The organism is Paracoccus sp. MC1862 (assembly GCF_016617715.1).
Lineage (GTDB): Bacteria > Pseudomonadota > Alphaproteobacteria > Rhodobacterales > Rhodobacteraceae > Paracoccus.
On sequence record NZ_CP067225.1, the window covers coordinates 2,890,338 to 2,907,266 of the forward strand.

Sequence of the window (16,929 nt, forward strand, 5' to 3'; positions counted from 1 at the left end):
CGGGTTCATGAGCCTGGCACCTCGATCTTGCCCAGCAGCGGCGGGTCGCCGGGGTTGATGCTGTGGCGCTCGATCATGCGATGGACGCGGGGATCGCCCTTGCCGCGATGCAGGGCGCGCATGGCGACGATCACCTCATGGTCGGACTTGGTGCGGCGCAGGTTGTGGCGCACGTAATCGTCCCAGGTGGCGAGGTGATAGCTTTCCGACCAGACGCGCGGGTTTTCCAGGTCGCGCAGCAAGGCCCAGTTGCGCGCGCCGTTGCGGCGGCGGATTGCGCGGCGGCGGGCCATCAGGCGCAGGAACTCGGGCGTGTCCTCGGGGTCGATGAGATAGTCCACCATGACCACGATCGGCCCGGACCGCCCGCGCAGGTCCAGGGCAAGCTGCGGCTTGCGGAACTGCCCGGCGGGGTCGAGGTCGAGCTTGCCGAACTCGGGCTGGCTGAACCAGTGCCCGATCACGGCCCCAAAGATCAGCAGCCCCGCGGCCCAGGCCAGCGCCGCATCCACCCCCTGCGCGTCGGCCAGCATCCCCCACAGGAAGCTGCCCGCCGCCATGCCGCCAAAGGTGGCGGTCTGGTACAGCGCCAGCGCCCGCGCCACCACCCAGCGCGGCGTGGACAACTGGACGGTCACGTTGAACAGCGACAGCGCCAGCACCCAGGACGCGCCCGCCGGCAGCAGCGCCAGCCCCTGCAGATAAACGTTGTCGGTGGTCGAGATCAGCAGGCAGGAGATCGCAAAGCCCATGAAGGCCACGCGGACCACGTTCTCGTTGTTCATCCGCTCGCGGATGCGGCTGTTCGAGGCGGCGCCGAGGATCGCGCCCAGGCCATAACAGCCCAGCAGCAGGCCGAGGGTCAGCGAGCCACCCTCGGGGTGTTCGGTCGCGATCAGGGGCAGCAGGGCCAGGATGGCCACCGCCGAAAAACCGAACAGTGCCCCCCGTGCCAGCACCCGCATCAGGTTCGGGGACAGCGCCACATAGCGCAGTCCGGCGGCGATCGCGGGGGCCAGCGGCTCGGGCGGGGCGATGCGGACGCGCGCTGGCGGCTTCCAGCGGATCAGGGCGAAGAGCAGCGGCACATAGCTGAAGGCGTTGACCGCAAAGGCCGCCGCGGCGCCGTAAGCCGCCACGATCAGCCCGCCCGCCGCCGGCCCGACCGAGCGCATCAGGTTGAAGCCGACCGAGTTCAGCGTGACCGCCGCCGGCAGGTCCGCACGCGGGACCAGGTCGCCCATGCTGGCCTGCCACGGCGGGTTGTAGAGCGCCTGCCCCAGCCCGATCAGGAAGGTCAGCGCCAGCAGGCTGTAGGGGTCGAGCCAGCCGTAGGTCGCGACCACCGCCAGGAACAGCGACACGCTGGCCATGACCCCCAGCGCGATCAGCAGCAGCCGCTTGCGCTCGAAGATGTCGGCCAGAGCGCCCGACAGCAGCGCGAACAGCATGATCGGCAGGGTGTTGGAGGCCTGCACCAGCGCCACCAGCGTGGCGCTGTCGGTCAGTTGCGTCATCATCCAGGCCGCGCCCACCGCCTGTACCAGCCCGCCGAAGTTCGAGACCAGCGTTGCCGCCCAGAGGGTGCGGAACGCCTTGTGACGGAACGGGGCAAGGGCGGAGGGGCGGGACATCAGGGTCACACTAGCGGCGGCGGCGGGAAGGGCAATCGGACGCTGGCCTGCCCGGCAAGGAAGCGCGGCTTGACGGCGATGGTTCCGCCGTCATGCTGGCCGGCACTGTCCCGAACCGAGGATGCCTCATGACCGATCCGCGCCCCATGCCCATCCCGGACCGCCTTGCCGGGCGCCAGCTTGCGTTGCGGGCGATCATGGACGGGCGGGGCTTGGACGCGGTGATCCTGTCCTCTCTGCCGAGCCTGGCCCATTACGGCGGGCTCGGGAGCGGCGACGCATCCTGCCTGCTGGTCGTCACCGCGCGCGAGGCAAGGCTGGCCTGGCCGGGACACCCGCCCGGGATATGGGCCGAGGCCACGGCCCTGCTGCCTGACAACTGTGCGCTGGGCCACGAGGACGATGTTCCGGCGGATGCGCTTGCGGCGGTGCAGCGGCTCAGGCGGCCCCGGCGGCTGATCTCCATATCCGCCGACATCGCCCGCCAGATCGCGGAAGGATGAAAGACCCCCGCCCGAGGAAAGGCGGGGGTCCAGAGCGGCGGCCTTCGGGGGAGGAGCCGGCCGCCGGACGGCCGCGCGCTCAGCGGCGGCCGGTGAACAACGAGACGATCACCAGCAGGATCACCGCGCCGATGGTCGAGAACACGATCGAGCCGAGAAAGCTCGTGCCGCGGACGGTAGCGCCCGCGGCCGGTCCGGCCCCGAGGTTCCAGCCCAGCGTCGGGAACAGCCAGCTTGCCAGAACGGCGCCCAGGACGCCCACCACGATGTTCATCAGGCTGCCCTGACCGTGGCCCTTGACGATCTTGCCGGCAAGCCAGCCGGCGATGGCGCCGATGATGATGGCGACGATGAAGCCCATGCTTGGTCCCTTTCCAGATGCGGCGGGGCTTGTGCAGCCGCCGGATGTCCCCCGAACGTCGGGCTGGCCCGGGGGTTCCGGGGCAGGGAAAGGGTGGTGCCGCGCTGCGGCATATGGGCAACGGATCACGGCGTGATCAAAAGATCGCGGGCGCGGCAAATATGCCACGTGCCGGGCGCGACTCCCCTGTGTTTCTTGACGTATGGGCATGAACTCCGACCTATGGACCGATCGGATCGGCTTGCGACCCATGGCCGCGATTCGTGCCGTCCACCCTGCCAACCTCCGGCCGCCGCGCGGCATCCCGTGCGCGGTCATGCGTGAAGGAAACCCTTGATGCGTCTCGCCTCTGCCGCGCTGCTGGCATGTGCCCTCGGCCTTGCCGCCTGTGGCCCCGACAACCGGGCCGCGCAGGCCCCCGAAACCAGCAACTTCGTTCCCCAGGCTTATCAGGCGCGCATCGACCGCGGCCCCAACGGCGAGCCGCTGGACATCCCGGCGATCAAGCCCGCCTACCTGCGCGAGCGCAACGTGCGGACCGTCGTTCCCTATAACGGTCCCGATGCGCCCGGCACGGTCGTGGTCGATCCCTATGCGCGCTTCCTTTACCTGGTCGAGAATGGCGGCATGGCCACCCGTGTCGGCATCGCCGTTGGCCGCGCCGGCGTGGGCTACGCCGGCACCGCGACCATCCGGCGCAAGGCGCAGTGGCCGTCCTGGACGCCGACCGCGAACATGGTCGCGACCGAGCCCGAGCTTTACGCCCAGTTCCGGGGCGGCGTGCCGGGTGGCATCGGCAACCCGCTGGGGTCGCGGGCGCTGTATCTCTACGAAGGCAGCCGCGACACCATGTACCGCATCCACGGGACCATGGACCCCTCGTCGGTCGGCAAGGCGACCTCGGCGGGCTGCATCCGGCTGTTCAACCAGGACATCATGGACCTGTATGACCGCATCCCGATGGGCACGACCGTCAAGGTCCGCACCGAGGCCGAATCGCGGGCGCTGGAAGGCCCGCTGCGCCAGACCCCTGACGGCTATCTGGAACCGGCGCAGTTTGTCGCTGCCGTTGTCCAGCCCGTGGCCGTTGCCCCTCAGCCCGTGGTGGTGGCTTCCCAGCCCGTCGCGGTGGTCGCCCAGCCCGTCGCGCCGCCTGCCACGCCCCTGATCGAAAGCGCCGTCCCTCGGCGCCGCTTCTGAGAATCGGCGGGATTTGAGTAAAAGCCCGGCCCCCGCGCCGGGCTTTTCCTGTTGCGCTGTCCGGGATCTTGCGGGAACCTGCCGCCAAAACAGACAATTGCGGCGACTGCCTTTCCCCTGCGCGAGGATGACCATGGCCAAGACCCCGACCCCGGAAGCAAGCGGCGATGACGAGGCCTCGGCCGATGAAGGTCTTGTCGAGAAAAGCCGCTCCCCGGCTCTGGAAAAGCATGCCGACCGCACGCTGAAGTCCCTGGCCCGGCGGATCGAGGAAGCGCGCGATGCTGCCGGCGACTGTGGCGACGAACAGGGCGCCAGGCAGCTTGGCGGCGCGCTGCGGCGGGTGCGGGCCGAGGTCCGCCGCCGCAGCGAGGCCGGGGCAGGGGATGCCCCGCCGGAACAGCCTGCGGCTGCGGAAGCCGCCTCGGCGCCGAAGGTGGGCCGTCCGGCACGGGCACCGGGCGTGCGCGCCGGGCGTCCCGGCGCGCGCAAGCCGGAGAAAGCCGGTCGGGTGAAGGCTGGCGAATCCATCCCCGCCCCGGTGCCGCAGGCCGGTCCCGACAGCGCCGCCGCTGATCCTGCCGCATCCGCCCCGGTGCCGCTGGCCCCCCCGCGCCGCGAGGCCGCCGCTGCCCGGCCGAAACCTTCCAAGGAGGACAAGGCCGAGAAGAAGGCCCGCAAGGAGGCCGAGAAAGCCGAGCGCAAGCGCGTCAAGGACGCCGAGAAGGCCGAGCTGAAAGCCGCCCGCAAGGCCGAGAAGAAGGCCGCCAGAGAGGCCGAGAAGGCTGACAGGAAGGCGAAGAAGGGCAGCGGGAAGGCCGAGGGGACGACGGCATAGCCTTTCGCCGCGGCTCCGGCTTCTGCCAAAGGTTCACAGGCGCGCGCGCTCTTGCTATCGGGGGCCTGTCGATTGCAAAGGAAAGATCCGTGCGCTGCTGTTTCCAGCTTGTCGTGATCGCGGCTCTGGCCGCGGCCCCCGTTTTTGCCGAGGATGTGCCCGCCGCTGCCATGACCGTGATCGCGGCGGCCGATGCGGATGCGCAGGCCCCGCTGTCTGATGCCGCGATGGACACCGTCGCCTCTGATGCGCCGGTCGTGTCGGACAGTCCGGTGCCTGACGCCGCCGCAGTTCCCGCCGTCCCGGCCGAAAGCCCCGACGTGCCGCCGCTGACCGATCCCGTGGCCCTGATCGGTCCGCCCATGCCTGCACCTGACACAAAAGACCGCCGCTGCACGGCGGACGGGCGCAGCTGCATCGCCGTCGCCACCTATGTCGCCGATGTCTGTTCCACGATCGAGAAGGCCGCGGGAGAGAACCGGCTGGATCCTAATTTCCTCGCCCGGCTGTTGTGGAAGGAAAGCCTGTTCGAGCCCGAGGCGGTCTCGCCCGCGGGGGCCCTCGGCATCGCCCAGTTCATGCCGGGAACGGCGCGCATCCGAAAGCTGGACGATCCGATGAACCCGGCCAAGGCCATCCATGCCTCGGCCGACTACCTGCGCCATCTGATCGACGGCTTTGGCAACATGGGGCTGGCCGCCGTCGCCTATAACGGCGGCGAAGGGCGGGCCTCGAGTTTTTCCAAGGGCAGCGATTCCCTGCCTTATGAGACGCGGGACTATGTCGAGGCGATCACCGGCTTCAACGCCTGGAAATGGCGCGACGACCCGCCGCCGCAGATCGACGTGCGGCTGGACAAGGACAAGCCCTTTGGCGACGCCTGTGTGCAACTGGCTGCGAACCGGACGCTCAAGGAGTTCTCGGCCACCCAGCGCAGCTTCCCCTGGGGGGTGATCCTTGCCTCGCATCCCCGGCAGTCGGGCGTGCAGCAGCATGTCGAGCGGCTGAACAGCCGGTTGCGCCCGATCCTGGGCGGCAAGCGGATCACCACGGTCCGCAAGACCATGTCGGGCAGCGGCAAGCGGGTCTACACGGCGCAGGTCGGCTATTCCTCGCGCACCGAGGCCAATGCCTTCTGCAGCCAGTTCCGCGCCTTGGGCGGGCGCTGCATCGTGCTGAAGAACTGACGGAAAGGTGCGTGGAAACCACGCACCCTGCGAGGTCGGGAAGGGATGGGCCAAAGGGTAGCGCCGTAGGGTGCGTGCTCTGCACGCACCTTCGCCACAGCCTCACTCGACCCACCGCACCTTTGTCAGGTCATTGGCGGGCGTGGGCGCGTTCTGCCACAGCCCCTCGATCCGCGCATCCGCGACGCCGGGCTTGGCCAACTGGAACAGGAAGGCGGCGGGGCTGTCCTCGGCCAGCATCTCCTGCGCCTGTTTCAGCAGGGCGCTGCGCTCGGCCGGATCGGTCGAGGCGGTGAAGCGGCCGATCACGTCGCGGTAGGTCGGGTTGTCATAGCCGATGTAATAACCCTCGCGGGCGTAGATATCGATGTCCATGGGCTCGACATGGCTGATGATGGTCAAGTCGAAATCGGCCCCGCGGAAGACCGTTTCCAGCCACTGCGCCCATTCCATGTTGGTGATCCGCGTCTCGATCCCGACCGCGCGCAACTGCGCGGCCACGATCTCTCCGCCGCGCCGGGCATAGGGCGGGGGCGGCAAGGCCAGCCGCAGGGTCAGGCCGGATACCCCCGCCTCGGCCAGCAGGGTGCGGGCGCGGTCCGGGTCATGGGGCGAGCGGTCCAGAAGGTCAACGTAATCCGGGTGATGCGGCGCGAAATGGCTGCTAATGGGGGTGCCATGGCCAAACATCGCCCCGTCGATGATCGCCTGCCGGTCCACGGCCAGCGCGATGGCCTTGCGGACGCGCGGATCGTCCAGCGGCGCATGGCGGTTGTTCATGGACAGGATCGTCTCGCCCTCGGTCGTGCCCACGATCACCTTGAAGCGCGGGTCGGCCGCAAGCTGGGGCAGGGTTTCCGGGGCGGGATAGATCGGGAATGCGTCCACGTCGCCCGCCATCATTGCCGCAAAGGCCGCCGTCGGGTCCGGGATGAAGCGGAAGGTGGCCGAGCGCAGCGCGGGCTTGTCGCCCCAGTAGCCGTCGAAGGCTTCCAGCGTGATGTGGTCGCCCTGGGTCCATTCGCCCAGGCGGAACGGCCCGGTGCCGACCGGCGCGGTCGCAGCCTGCGCGGCCGAGGCGGGGTCCAGGATCACCGCATCGCCCCAGGCCATCTTCCACGGGAAGCTGCCGTCCGGCCCGTCCAGCGTCACCCGGACCAGATCCGGCTCCACGGCCTCGACCCCGGTGATCCCGGCGAAGAGCTGCTTCTGGGCGTTGGTCGAATCCTCGGCCCGCGCGCGGTCCAGCGAGAAGACCACGTCCGAGGCGTCGAACGTCGCGCCGTCGTGGAAGGTGACGCCCTGCCGCAGCCTGAACTCGTAGACAGCGCCGTTGTCCTTTGCCTGCCACTCCAAGGCGAGGCCGGGGACGATCGTTCCGTCTGGTGCGAAGCGGGTCAGCCCCTCGAAGAGGTTGGCATAGACCACCTCGTCGATGGCGGCGGCAGCGTTGGCAGTGGGGTCCAGCCCCGGCGGCTCCAACACCATGCCCAGCCGGATCGTGTCGGTGGCCGCCAGCGCCGGTGTGGCGATCAGCGCGATAACGGCGGGCAGCAGGCGGTCGAGCATGGGCGTTCCCCTGTGACGAAGCGTGGCGCGGACACTACGAGGCTTGCCGCCACGCGATCAAGCGCGCTGTCGGGTTTTCGGGGGGAAGGCCTGCTGCAATGGCCCTGCCAGCAGCAGCCACAGCGAGCTGATGACTAGCCCCCACAGCGCCCAGCTTTGCGGGTGGAAGTCCACCGCGATGGCCCAAAGCGCGCAGGCGACCCAGGCCGCCATCATCGGCAGCGACACCGCGCGCCAGCGCGCCGTGCGGACGGGGTGGATGAACTTGACCGGCAGGAACATCGCCACGGTCAGGGGGATCACCAGCGCCAGGATCACCCAGTAGGACGGCTTCAGCGCAAACAGTACCAGCACCAGCATGTTCCAGCAGGCCGGAAAGCCCGCAAAGCTGTTGTCCTTTGTCTTCATCCGCGTATCGGCCATGTACAGAAGCGAGCCGTAAACGATGGCAATGGTGCAGACCCACCCGGTCCAGCCCGGCAGCAGCCCCGACTGGAACAGCGCAAAGGCCGGGATGAAGATCCAGGTGATGTAGTCGATCATCAGGTCCATCACCACGCCGTCATAGCTGGGCCAGTTTTCCTTGACCCGATAGCGGCGCGCCAGCGGCCCGTCGATCCCGTCCACGACCATGGCGACGATCAGCCAGACGAACATGGTGGACCAGTCCCCGTCCACCGCGGCCAGCAGTGCCAGCACCGCCCAGATGACGCCCGTGGCGGTGAAGAGATGGACCCCGAGGGCCTTGAGACGCAGGTTCATGCGGCTTTCTCGCACCCCGGCCGCGGTCATGCAATCGGATCAGACAGGGGGAATGGGCAGGGCCGAGGTCGCCTTCATCTCCTCCATCGACAAAAGCGCGGTGACGTTCTGGATGCGGACCTCGGAAATCAGCGACTGGTAGAAGCGGTCGTAGGCCCGCGCGTTCCTGACCACGACCTTCAGGATATAGTCGATGTCGCCCGCCAGCCGGTGCGCCTCGATCACCTCGGGGCGGGCGCGGACGGCAGCCATGAAGCGGGCGGCCCAGTCGGCGTCATGCTCGGTCGTGCGGATCAGGACGAAGAAGCAGGCCTCCAGTCCCAGCGCCTCGGCATCCAGCAGCGCGACCTGCGCGCGGATCACGCCCTGTTCCCGCATCCGCCGGATGCGGTTCCAGACGGGGGTGCGCGAGGCGCCGACGCGGGTGGCGATCTCCTCCAGCGGCAGGCTCGCGTCCTGCTGCAGCAGGGACAGTATCTTGCGGTCCAGTTCATCCAGCCGGACCGGAGTCTGCGTTTGTACGGTCATCAGGACGATCTTCCCAGTTGTTCCACCGTTCGGCAGTGAGACTGTCCTTATTTCCCCTGCGCTCTGGCTTTTAGCAATATCTTTTTCCTATTTTAAAGGCTGCATTACAAGGCGTCTCTCATGTCCAAGACCTTCGTCCCCTCGTCCGGCACGCCCGCCGTGCTGACCGCCAACAACCTGCTGGACGGGCTGTCCGTCTGGATGTCGGCGCAAGGATGGACCACGGACCCGAAGGCCGCCAGGCTTTACGAGGACGCCGCCACCGCCGAAACCGCGCTGCTGGCCGCTCAGGCCCAGCCCGATGTCGTGGTCGGCCCCTACCTGGTCGAATCGGGCCGCGATGAGGCCGGCCTGCCGATCCCTGTCCATTTCCGCGAGGCCTTCCGCCAGAAAGGCCCCTCGGTCGAGACCAACGCCACTTTTACCTCCGAGGCTGCCCATGCTTGACGCCATCAACGACGACGGCCGCGCCTATCTGCAGCACCGCGCCCAGCAGTTCCGCGCGCAGGTCGCGCGGCGGCTGGACGGCAGCCTGACCGAGGACGAGTTCCGCCCCCTGCGTCTGATGAACGGCGTCTATCTGCAGCTTCACGCCTACATGCTGCGGGTCGCGATCCCCTACGGCACGATCAGCCCGAACCAGATCCGCGGACTGGCCGACATCGCCGACCGCTGGGACCGCGGCTACGGCCATTTCACCACGCGGCAGAACATCCAGTTCAACTGGGCCAAGCTGGTGGACATCCCCGACATGCTGGACGCGCTGGCCGACGTGGGGCTGCACGCCATCCAGACCTCGGGCAACACCGTCCGCAACGTGACGACCGACGCCTTCGCCGGCGCCGCCGCCGACGAGATCGAGGACCCGCGCCCCTGGGCCGAGCTTCTGCGCTTCTGGTCCACCGACCATGCCGAGTTCCAGTTCCTGCCGCGCAAGTTCAAGATCGCCATTTCGGGCGGCAAGCGCGACCGCGCGGTAATCGCCGCCCATGACATCGGGTTGCGCCTGCGCCGCCAGGACGGGAAACTCGGCTTCCAGGTCTGGATCGGCGGCGGCCTTGGCCGCACCCCCATGATCGGCAAGGTCGTGCGCGAGTTCCTGCCCGCCGAGGACCTGCTTCCCTATGTCGAGGGCATCCTCGCCGCCTACAACCTCAGCGGCCGGCGCGACAACAAGTACAAGGCGCGCCTGAAGATCACCGTGGCCGAGCGCGGACTCGACGTGCTGCGCGAGGAGATCGAGGAAGAGTTCCAGCGCCGCCGCGCCGTCTTCCAGGGTCATGACGAGGCCCTGCTGGCCCGCCTGCGCGACCGCTTCGCCGCGCCCGTCTTCCGCGAGGTGGACGACAGCGCCTATGAGGCTGCGCTTGCCGCGAACGGGGCCTTCCGCTCCTGGATCGACACCAACCTGTCGGAACATCGCACCCCCGGCTATGCCAGCGTGACCGTGACGCTGAAGGCGCCGGGCGCGATTCCGGGCGACTGCACGTCCTCGCAGATGCGCCTGATCGCGGAACTGGCCGAGCGTCATGCCCATGGCGACATCCGCATCGCGCATGACCAGAACATCGTCCTGCCGCATGTGCCGAAGTCCGAACTGCCCGCGCTTTACGACAGCTTGCGCGATGCCGGGCTGGCGACGGCCAACGCGGGGCACATCACCGACATCATCTCCTGCCCCGGTATGGACTTCTGCACGCTGGCGACCGCGCGCTCGGTCCCGATCGCGCAGGAACTGGCGGAATACGTCCGCGCCCGCGACCTCGACGACGAGATCGGCAAGTTCGACGTCCGCATCTCGGGCTGCATCAACGCCTGCGGCCATCACCACCTGGGGCACGTGGGCATCCTCGGGCTGGATCGGGCAGGGGTCGAGAACTACCAGATCACCCTTGGCGGCGACGGCTACGAGATGCCGGCCATCGGCGAGCGCGCCGGCGCAGGCTTCCCCTACGACCAGGTCGTGCCCGCCATCGGCCGGCTGATCGACGCCTACCTCGAGGTTCGGGAATCGCCCGAAGAACGCTTCATCGACGCCCTGCGGCGGCTGGGGCCTGCGCCCTTCAAGGCGGCGCTTTACCCGGTTGAGGCAAGCAATGCTTGACGCCAACCTCGACAGCCGCGCCGCCACGCTGAACGCGCGCTACCGCAACCACGCGGCGGTGCAGGTGCTGCGCCATGCGCTCTCGGACCCCGACCTTGGCCGGGTGGCGCTGGTGTCCTCCTTCGGGGCAGAATCGGTCGTGCTGCTGCACATGCTGTCGGTCGCCGCGCCCGACACGCCGGTGCTGTTCATCGACACCGAGATGCTGTTCCCCGAGACGCTGGACTACCAGCGCGAGATCGCTGCGCGCCTGCCCCTGACCGATATCCGCGTGATCCGCGCGGCGCAGGACGAGATCGCGGCGGTCGATCCCGACAACACCCTGCACCAGCGAGACACGGATTCTTGCTGCAATGTCCGCAAGGTGGTGCCGCTGGAACGGGCGCTGTCGCAGTTCGACGCCTGGATCACCGGCCGCAAGCGCTTTCAGGGCGGCGAGCGGAAGGAACTGGACTTCTTCGAGCCCGAGCCTCCGCTGCGGCTGCGGGTGAATCCTCTGGCGCACTGGCGGCCGCAGGACGTCGCAGACTACATGGACGAGAACGCGCTGCCCCGGCATCCGCTGGTGGCGCGGGGCTATCCCTCGATTGGCTGCGCCCCCTGCACCTCGCCGGTGAAGGAAGGCGAGGACCCCCGCTCGGGCCGCTGGCGCGGCTCGGCCAAGACCGAATGCGGCATCCATTTCATCGGCGGCAAGATCGTGCGCGGCCCCGTCGCGCCGGAACCCGAGCCGGAGGTTGCGCGGGCTGCCCCCGCCGCCCATCTGCACGTAGTCACGCCCGCCGAGGAAAGCTCCGCTGCCAGCAAGGATCAAGAGATGACGACCGCCGAGCAGACCCAAGCCTCCCCCACTGCCACGACCGAGGCAGACGCACCGGTGCTGGTCCGCGACGACGGCTTTCATCCGCTGGACGGCACGCCTGCCGTCAGCCTGCCGTCCGACACCGATCCCGACACGCTGGCGGATCACCTGAACGCCGCGATGATCGCCGTCGAGTTCCCCGCGATGACCGACGGCCGGGGCTTCACGCTGGCGCGGCTGCTGCGCGAACTGGGCTACACGGGCCGCATCCGGGCGACCGGTAGCCTGATCGCCGACCAGTATGCGATGGCCCGCCGCGTCGGCATCGACGAGGTGCAGATTTCGGCTGCCCTCGCCAAACGGCAGCCGGCGGAGCAGTGGCTCGCCCGCGCCGACTGGCGCGAGTGGGACCACAGGTCGCGGCTGGCGGGCTAGTCCCCGACCGCCTTACACCCTATCTGATTACGGACATCCGAAATGACCCTGGATATTCCCTTGGCCGACGAGCCCCACGCGACGCAGACCAGATCGACCGCCACCCTCATGCCGGACGCGCAGACCGTCACGGCGGTCAGGCACTGGACGGACTGGCTGTTCTCATTCCGCGTGACGCGGCCCGCGTCCCTGCGCTTCCGCTCGGGCGAGTTCGTGATGATCGGCCTGCCCGGCGACAACGGCAAGCCGATCCTGCGCGCCTATTCCATCGCCTCGCCCAACTGGGACGAGGAGCTTGAGTTCTATTCGATCAAGGTGCCCGAAGGCCCGCTGACCTCGCGCCTGCAGCACATCAAGCCGGGCGACCAGATCATCCTGCGGCCGAAACCCGTGGGCACGCTGGTCCTTGACGCGCTGCTGCCCGGCAAGCGGCTGTGGTTCCTGGCGACCGGCACCGGCATCGCCCCTTTCGCCTCGCTGATGCGCGACCCGGAAACCTTCGAGCGCTACGAGCAGGTCGTGATGATGCACACCTGCCGCACCGCGGATGAACTGGAATACGGCCGCGAACTGGTCGAGAACCTGCGCAACGACGAGCTGCTGACCGAGCTTTACGGCACCAGCTTTGCCGACCGGCTGCTGTATTATCCGACCACCACGCGCGAGGATTACCCGCACATGGGCCGGATCACCGACAACCTGACCAGCGGCAAGGTCTTTGCTGACCTCGGGCTGCCGGCGATGAACCCGACCGAGGATCGGGCGATGGTCTGCGGCAGCCTCGCCTTCAACGTGGACGTCAAGGCGGTGCTGGAGGGCTTCGGCCTGCACGAAGGCGCCAACAGCGAGCCGCGCGAGTTCGTCGTGGAAAAGGCCTTCGTGGGCGAGGGCGTCTGATCTCGGCAACTTTTGTTGCAGGGGCAGAACCTTCGTTTCTTTCGGGGGTTCATCCGAGGCAGATTTTCGCGCCCTCGGAGGAGACCCCATGAAGAAGCTGCTTCTGATCACCGCCTTCAGCCTCGCCAGCGTCGGCATGGCCGCGGCCCAGACCGCGACCCCGCCGACCGATGGCACGGTCGCCGCGACGCCTCCTGCCGGCGCGGCGACATCCACAATGACACCCGCTGCGACGGCCACAACCACGGCCGCGGACGGGACTACCACCACCACCACGGCCACCGGGACGGCGGCTGCAGGGACTACGGAAGCCGCGGGTGCGGCCGCCGTCATGCCCGCCATCGCCCCGCAGGACTTCGTCAACAGCGCCGCCAGCGGCGGCATGTTCGAGGTCCAGTCGAGCGAACTGGCGCTGGAACGCAGCCAGACTCCCGCCGTTCAGGAGTTCGCCCGGATGATGATCGCCGATCACTCCGCCGCGAACGAGGAACTGAAGGCCGTTGCCGAAGGCAAGGGCCTGACGGTGCCCACCGAGATCGCCGGGCCTCCGGCCGAGCATATGTCCGCCGTGCAGGCGGCCGAGGGCGAGGCCTTCGATCAGACCTACATGCAGCACCAGGTGCAGGCGCATGAGGAAACGATCATGATGTTCCAGGCCGAGGCCCAGAACGGCAGCGATCCCGACCTGCGCGCCTTTGCCGAAAAGACCCTGCCCACGCTGAACGCCCATCTTCAGCACGCCCAGGGCCTGGCCACGGGCAACTGAGATCGCCCGTCTTCGACCGGGGCGCCGCGACCGCAGGGTGGCGGCGCCCTTTCTCATGCGGCACGAAGCCCGCGTTGACTCCGCGAGCCGCGGCCACCATGTTGCCGGGCCAAATCTGCCAAAGGTCGCCCCATGCCCGTCGTCGTCGTCGAATCCCCGGCCAAGGCCAAGACAATCAACAAGTATCTGGGCGACGACTACACCGTTCTCGCGTCCTTCGGCCATGTCCGCGACCTGCCGCCCAAGGATGGGTCCGTCGATACGGACGATGATTTCGCGATGAAATGGGAAGTCGCGGCGGATTCGAAGAAGCACGTCAAGGCGATCAGGGACGCGCTGGCGTCGGACCCCAACCTGATCCTGGCCACCGACCCCGACCGCGAGGGCGAGGCGATTTCCTGGCACCTGCGCGAGGCGCTGGCGTCCTCGCTGAAGAAGGGCGCGCAGGTCAGCCGCGTGACCTTCAACGCGATCACCAAGAGCGCCGTGACCGAGGCGATGGCGAACCCGCGCGAGATCGACCAGCCGCTGGTCGATGCCTATCTTGCGCGTCGGGCGCTGGACTACCTCGTGGGCTTCAACCTGTCGCCGGTGCTGTGGCGCAAGCTGCCGGGCGCCAAGTCCGCTGGCCGCGTCCAGTCCGTCGCCCTGCGGATCATCGTCGACCGCGAGATGGAGATCGAGGCGTTCCGCGCCCGCGAATACTGGTCGGTCCATGCGACTCTGGCGACGCCCAAGGGCGACCAATACCGCGCCACGCTGGTCACCTATGCGGGCAAGAAGCTGGAACGCTACGATCTGGCGAATGAGGAAGCCGCCAAGCTGGCGGTGAAGGCCGTGGAAAGCCGCGACCTGACCGTGACCTCGATCATGTCCAAGCCCGCGAGCCGCAACCCTTGGCCGCCCTTCATGACCTCGACCTTGCAGCAGGAGGCGAGCCGCAAGCTGGGTCTCGGTGCCCGGGCCTGCATGAGCGCGGCGCAAAGGCTCTACGAGGCGGGCCACATCACCTACATGCGGACCGACGGCATTGACATGGCGCCCGAGGCGATCATGGCAGCACGCGACGCCATCAAGGCGCGCTTCGGGGATGCCTATGTCCCCCAAAGCCCGCGCATCTACAAGAACAAGGCCAAGAACGCGCAGGAAGCGCATGAATGCATCCGGCCGACCGACATGATGCTGTCCCCCGACAGGCTGAACGTCGAGCCCGAGCAGAGGAAGCTCTACGACCTGATCTGGAAGCGCACGCTCGCGTCCCAGATGGAAGCCGCGCGGATGGAGCGGACCACCGTCGAGATCGGCTCGGCCGACGGGCAGGTGGGCCTGCGCGCGACGGGTCAGGTGATGCTGTTCGACGGCTTCCTCAAGGTCTACGACCAGGGCACCGACGACGACGAGGGCGAGGACAGCGCCCGCCTGCCGCAGATCGCGCAGGGCGAGCCGGCCGCCAAGCGCGGCGTCGTGCCGGAACAGCATTTCACCCAGCCGCCGCCCCGCTATACCGAGGCCACGCTGGTCAAGCGGATGGAGGAACTGGGCATCGGCCGACCCTCGACCTATGCCAGCATCGTCACCACCATTCAGGACCGCGAATACGTCCGCAAGGACAAGAACCGCCTGATCCCCGAGGACAAGGGCCGGCTGGTGACGGCCTTCCTGACCCGTTACTTCCCGCGCTACGTCAGCTACGACTTCACCGCCGATCTGGAAGGGGAACTCGACGACATCTCCTCGGGCGAGCGGGAATACCGCGAGGTCCTGCGCCGCTTCTGGCGCGACTTCACCGCCGCGCTGGAGGGCACCAGCGAGCTTCGCATCACCGAGGTGCTGGAGGCTATTGACGAGGCCTTGGCCCCGCATCTCTATCCGGCTCGCGCCGACGGGGGCGATCCGCGCGAATGCCCGCTTTGCGGCAAGGGGCGGCTGAACCTCAAGACCGCGCGCTCGGGCGGGGCCTTCATCGGCTGCAACAATTATCCCGAATGCCGCTACACCCGCCCGATCTCGGGCGCGGAAGGCGAGGCGGTGGGCGACACGGTTCTGGGCCTCGACCCCGAGGGCATCGAGATCAGCCTGAAGAACGGCCGCTTCGGCCCCTATGTCCAGCGCGGCGAGGCGACGGCGGAACAGCCCAAGCCCCCCCGTGCGTCCATCCCCAAGGGCTGGGACGCAGGCTCGATGGATCTGGAAAAGGCGCTGATGCTCTTGGACCTGCCGCGCGAGATTGGCCCCCACCCCGAGGATGGCGTGACCATCGAGGCGGGGATCGGCCGCTACGGCCCCTACGTCAAGCACGGGCCGCGCTATGCCAACCTGCCCGAGGTGGACGAGGTCTTCACCATCGGCATGAACCGCGCGGTCGAAGTGCTGGCCTCGAAACCCCAGCGGGGCCGCGCCGCGCCCGCGGCGCCCTTGGCGGAACTGGGCGAGCATCCTGAGGGCGGCGCCGTGCAGGTCCTGAACGGCCGCTTCGGGCCCTACGTCAAATGGGGCAAGGTCAATGCTACCCTGCCGCGCGACATGGCGCCTGAATCCGTGACGATGGAACAGGCGCTGGAACTGATCGCCGCCAAGGCATCGAAGGGCGGCAGGAAGCCTGCGCCGAAGAAAGCCGCCAAGGAGCCCGCGAAGGCCGCCCGCAAGCCCGCCGCGAAGAAGCCGGCTGCGTCGAAGACCGCAAAGCCGGCGGCGAAAGCGACGGCTCGGAAAACCGCCAAGGCAGATGCTGCGTCAAAGGCAGCCGAAACCTGAGCCGGACCCGCATGAAGCCGTCCTTGCGGAAATGCGATCCACCACCTGAGCCGGACGTGCCCTTGTCACGCTTGGAATGGGTATTTACGCCAGAAAGAAGCCGCTTCTTTCTGGCGTAAATACCCATGCGACCGTGAAGCCTGCCCCGCCTGCGCCTTTTCGGCCGTGCCCCTGGCAAGGAACCCCGCCCATGCAGACCCTCCTCCTTTCCCTGGCGCTGGCAGGTCCGCTTGCCGCGACAATCCTGGCGCCCGTCGGGGCGCATGAGGTGGCCGACCATATCCTGCCCGTCCACTATGTCTGCGAAGGCGGCCTGACGATGGAGGTCGTCTTCCTCAACACCGCGGGCGGCAACAGCTATGCCTTTGTCCTGGCGGACGGCGAGATGACCCCGATGCGGGTCGCCGTCTCGGCCTCGGGCGCGCGCTACCTGTCGCTTGAGGAGCAGCCCACCCGCCAGTTCTGGGAAGCAAAGGGCCGCGCCGATCTGTGGGCGCTGGAGGGTCAGGCGGAAACGCGGCTGCGCACCGGCTGCGCGCCCGCCGGGGAAGGCGAGGCAGCCCCTCGTTGACACCTGCAGCCCCCCCGT

General features: G+C 68.3%; 16 protein-coding genes and 1 pseudogene. 12 read left to right on the forward strand and 5 right to left on the reverse strand.

The window, feature by feature from the left end; genetic code table 11:
- Window positions 1-5: 5 nt before the first annotated feature.
- A complete protein-coding gene (locus tag JGR78_RS14335) occupies window positions 6-1,634 on the reverse strand; it encodes an MFS transporter (protein ID WP_200559344.1) in 1,629 nt (542 codons plus the stop codon).
- Between the two features lie 128 nt (window positions 1,635-1,762).
- On the opposite strand from JGR78_RS14335, the gene JGR78_RS14340 reads away from it, so the two are divergent.
- Window positions 1,763-2,137 carry a hypothetical protein gene (locus JGR78_RS14340; RefSeq protein ID WP_182791636.1) on the forward strand — a complete coding sequence of 125 codons (375 nt, stop codon included), beginning with the start codon at window positions 1,763-1,765 and terminating at the stop codon, window positions 2,135-2,137.
- A gap of 79 nt (window positions 2,138-2,216) precedes the next feature.
- Here JGR78_RS14340 and JGR78_RS14345 read toward each other — a convergent pair whose 3' ends face one another.
- A complete protein-coding gene (locus JGR78_RS14345) occupies window positions 2,217-2,498 on the reverse strand; it encodes a GlsB/YeaQ/YmgE family stress response membrane protein (RefSeq protein ID WP_182791637.1) in 282 nt (93 codons plus the stop codon).
- 336 nt (window positions 2,499-2,834) lie between these two features.
- On the opposite strand from JGR78_RS14345, the gene JGR78_RS14350 reads away from it, so the two are divergent.
- The 3 genes from JGR78_RS14350 to JGR78_RS14360 all read left to right on the forward strand — a co-directional run bounded on the left by JGR78_RS14350 (window position 2,835) and on the right by JGR78_RS14360 (window position 5,723).
- Entirely contained in the window at window positions 2,835-3,698 is an 864-nt protein-coding gene (locus JGR78_RS14350) for a L,D-transpeptidase (protein WP_182791639.1), read from the forward strand.
- 133 nt (window positions 3,699-3,831) lie between these two features.
- Window positions 3,832-4,536, forward strand: coding sequence for a hypothetical protein (locus JGR78_RS14355; RefSeq protein ID WP_182803315.1), 705 nt, complete (start codon window positions 3,832-3,834; stop codon window positions 4,534-4,536).
- An 89-nt stretch (window positions 4,537-4,625) separates the two neighbouring features.
- A complete protein-coding gene (locus JGR78_RS14360; RefSeq protein ID WP_234450761.1) occupies window positions 4,626-5,723 on the forward strand; it encodes a lytic transglycosylase domain-containing protein in 1,098 nt (365 codons plus the stop codon).
- 102 nt (window positions 5,724-5,825) lie between these two features.
- On the opposite strand, the gene JGR78_RS14365 is transcribed toward JGR78_RS14360, so the two are convergent.
- From JGR78_RS14365 to JGR78_RS14375, 3 genes are read right to left on the reverse strand one after another with little or no spacing between them, the layout of a single operon-like run.
- On the reverse strand, window positions 5,826-7,292 hold the full coding sequence (locus tag JGR78_RS14365) for an ABC transporter substrate-binding protein (protein WP_182803313.1): 1,467 nt from the start codon (window positions 7,290-7,292) through the stop codon (window positions 5,826-5,828).
- Window positions 7,293-7,349: 57 nt separating this feature from the next.
- Entirely contained in the window at window positions 7,350-8,054 is a 705-nt protein-coding gene (locus tag JGR78_RS14370) for a phosphatidylcholine/phosphatidylserine synthase (RefSeq protein ID WP_182803311.1), read from the reverse strand.
- Between the two features lie 39 nt (window positions 8,055-8,093).
- Window positions 8,094-8,582 (reverse strand): Lrp/AsnC family transcriptional regulator, encoded by a 489-nt coding sequence (locus JGR78_RS14375; RefSeq protein WP_182791644.1) that lies wholly within the window; start codon window positions 8,580-8,582, stop codon window positions 8,094-8,096.
- Between the two features lie 120 nt (window positions 8,583-8,702).
- Here JGR78_RS14375 and JGR78_RS14380 point away from each other — a divergent pair, with 120 nt between their 5' ends.
- The 8 genes and pseudogenes from JGR78_RS14380 to JGR78_RS14410 all read left to right on the forward strand — a co-directional run bounded on the left by JGR78_RS14380 (window position 8,703) and on the right by JGR78_RS14410 (window position 16,911).
- Complete coding sequence (locus tag JGR78_RS14380; RefSeq protein ID WP_182803309.1) at window positions 8,703-9,029, forward strand: DUF2849 domain-containing protein; 327 nt, start codon at window positions 8,703-8,705, stop codon at window positions 9,027-9,029.
- On the forward strand, window positions 9,022-10,686 hold the full coding sequence (locus JGR78_RS14385) for a nitrite/sulfite reductase (RefSeq protein WP_182791646.1): 1,665 nt from the start codon (window positions 9,022-9,024) through the stop codon (window positions 10,684-10,686). Before JGR78_RS14380 ends, JGR78_RS14385 begins: the two co-directional genes overlap by 8 nt.
- Window positions 10,679-11,404, forward strand: a pseudogene (locus JGR78_RS18230) (phosphoadenylyl-sulfate reductase); the annotation flags it as partial. The gene JGR78_RS14385 and the pseudogene JGR78_RS18230, both read left to right, overlap by 8 nt.
- Before the next feature lie 99 nt (window positions 11,405-11,503).
- Window positions 11,504-11,923, forward strand: coding sequence for a DUF934 domain-containing protein (locus tag JGR78_RS18465; protein ID WP_220494869.1), 420 nt, complete (start codon window positions 11,504-11,506; stop codon window positions 11,921-11,923).
- Between the two features lie 42 nt (window positions 11,924-11,965).
- Entirely contained in the window at window positions 11,966-12,820 is an 855-nt protein-coding gene (locus JGR78_RS14395; RefSeq protein ID WP_182803306.1) for a ferredoxin--NADP reductase, read from the forward strand.
- Between the two features lie 88 nt (window positions 12,821-12,908).
- Window positions 12,909-13,586 (forward strand): DUF4142 domain-containing protein, encoded by a 678-nt coding sequence (locus tag JGR78_RS14400; protein ID WP_182803304.1) that lies wholly within the window; start codon window positions 12,909-12,911, stop codon window positions 13,584-13,586.
- 132 nt (window positions 13,587-13,718) lie between these two features.
- Window positions 13,719-16,340, forward strand: a complete 2,622-nt coding sequence (gene topA, locus JGR78_RS14405) for a type I DNA topoisomerase (RefSeq protein WP_182803302.1) — start codon at window positions 13,719-13,721, stop codon at window positions 16,338-16,340.
- Window positions 16,341-16,530: 190 nt separating this feature from the next.
- Window positions 16,531-16,911: an MliC family protein gene (locus JGR78_RS14410; protein ID WP_182791651.1), complete on the forward strand. Its 381-nt coding sequence runs from the start codon at window positions 16,531-16,533 to the stop codon at window positions 16,909-16,911.
- Window positions 16,912-16,929: the final 18 nt, after the last annotated feature.

Coding starts and splice junctions, on each gene's coding strand:
- JGR78_RS14375 (WP_182791644.1), bottom strand. CDS start 8,582: ATGACCGTACAAACGCAGACTCCGGTCCGGCTGGATGAACTGGACCGC.
- JGR78_RS14340 (WP_182791636.1), top strand. CDS start 1,763: ATGACCGATCCGCGCCCCATGCCCATCCCGGACCGCCTTGCCGGGCGC.
- JGR78_RS14345 (WP_182791637.1), bottom strand. CDS start 2,498: ATGGGCTTCATCGTCGCCATCATCATCGGCGCCATCGCCGGCTGGCTT.
- topA (WP_182803302.1), top strand. CDS start 13,719: ATGCCCGTCGTCGTCGTCGAATCCCCGGCCAAGGCCAAGACAATCAAC.
- JGR78_RS14380 (WP_182803309.1), top strand. CDS start 8,703: ATGTCCAAGACCTTCGTCCCCTCGTCCGGCACGCCCGCCGTGCTGACC.
- JGR78_RS18465 (WP_220494869.1), top strand. CDS start 11,504: ATGACGACCGCCGAGCAGACCCAAGCCTCCCCCACTGCCACGACCGAG.
- JGR78_RS14400 (WP_182803304.1), top strand. CDS start 12,909: ATGAAGAAGCTGCTTCTGATCACCGCCTTCAGCCTCGCCAGCGTCGGC.
- JGR78_RS14355 (WP_182803315.1), top strand. CDS start 3,832: ATGGCCAAGACCCCGACCCCGGAAGCAAGCGGCGATGACGAGGCCTCG.
- JGR78_RS14395 (WP_182803306.1), top strand. CDS start 11,966: ATGACCCTGGATATTCCCTTGGCCGACGAGCCCCACGCGACGCAGACC.
- JGR78_RS14335 (WP_200559344.1), bottom strand. CDS start 1,634: ATGTCCCGCCCCTCCGCCCTTGCCCCGTTCCGTCACAAGGCGTTCCGC.
- JGR78_RS14365 (WP_182803313.1), bottom strand. CDS start 7,292: ATGCTCGACCGCCTGCTGCCCGCCGTTATCGCGCTGATCGCCACACCG.
- JGR78_RS14385 (WP_182791646.1), top strand. CDS start 9,022: ATGCTTGACGCCATCAACGACGACGGCCGCGCCTATCTGCAGCACCGC.
- JGR78_RS14350 (WP_182791639.1), top strand. CDS start 2,835: ATGCGTCTCGCCTCTGCCGCGCTGCTGGCATGTGCCCTCGGCCTTGCC.
- JGR78_RS14370 (WP_182803311.1), bottom strand. CDS start 8,054: ATGAACCTGCGTCTCAAGGCCCTCGGGGTCCATCTCTTCACCGCCACG.
- JGR78_RS14410 (WP_182791651.1), top strand. CDS start 16,531: ATGCAGACCCTCCTCCTTTCCCTGGCGCTGGCAGGTCCGCTTGCCGCG.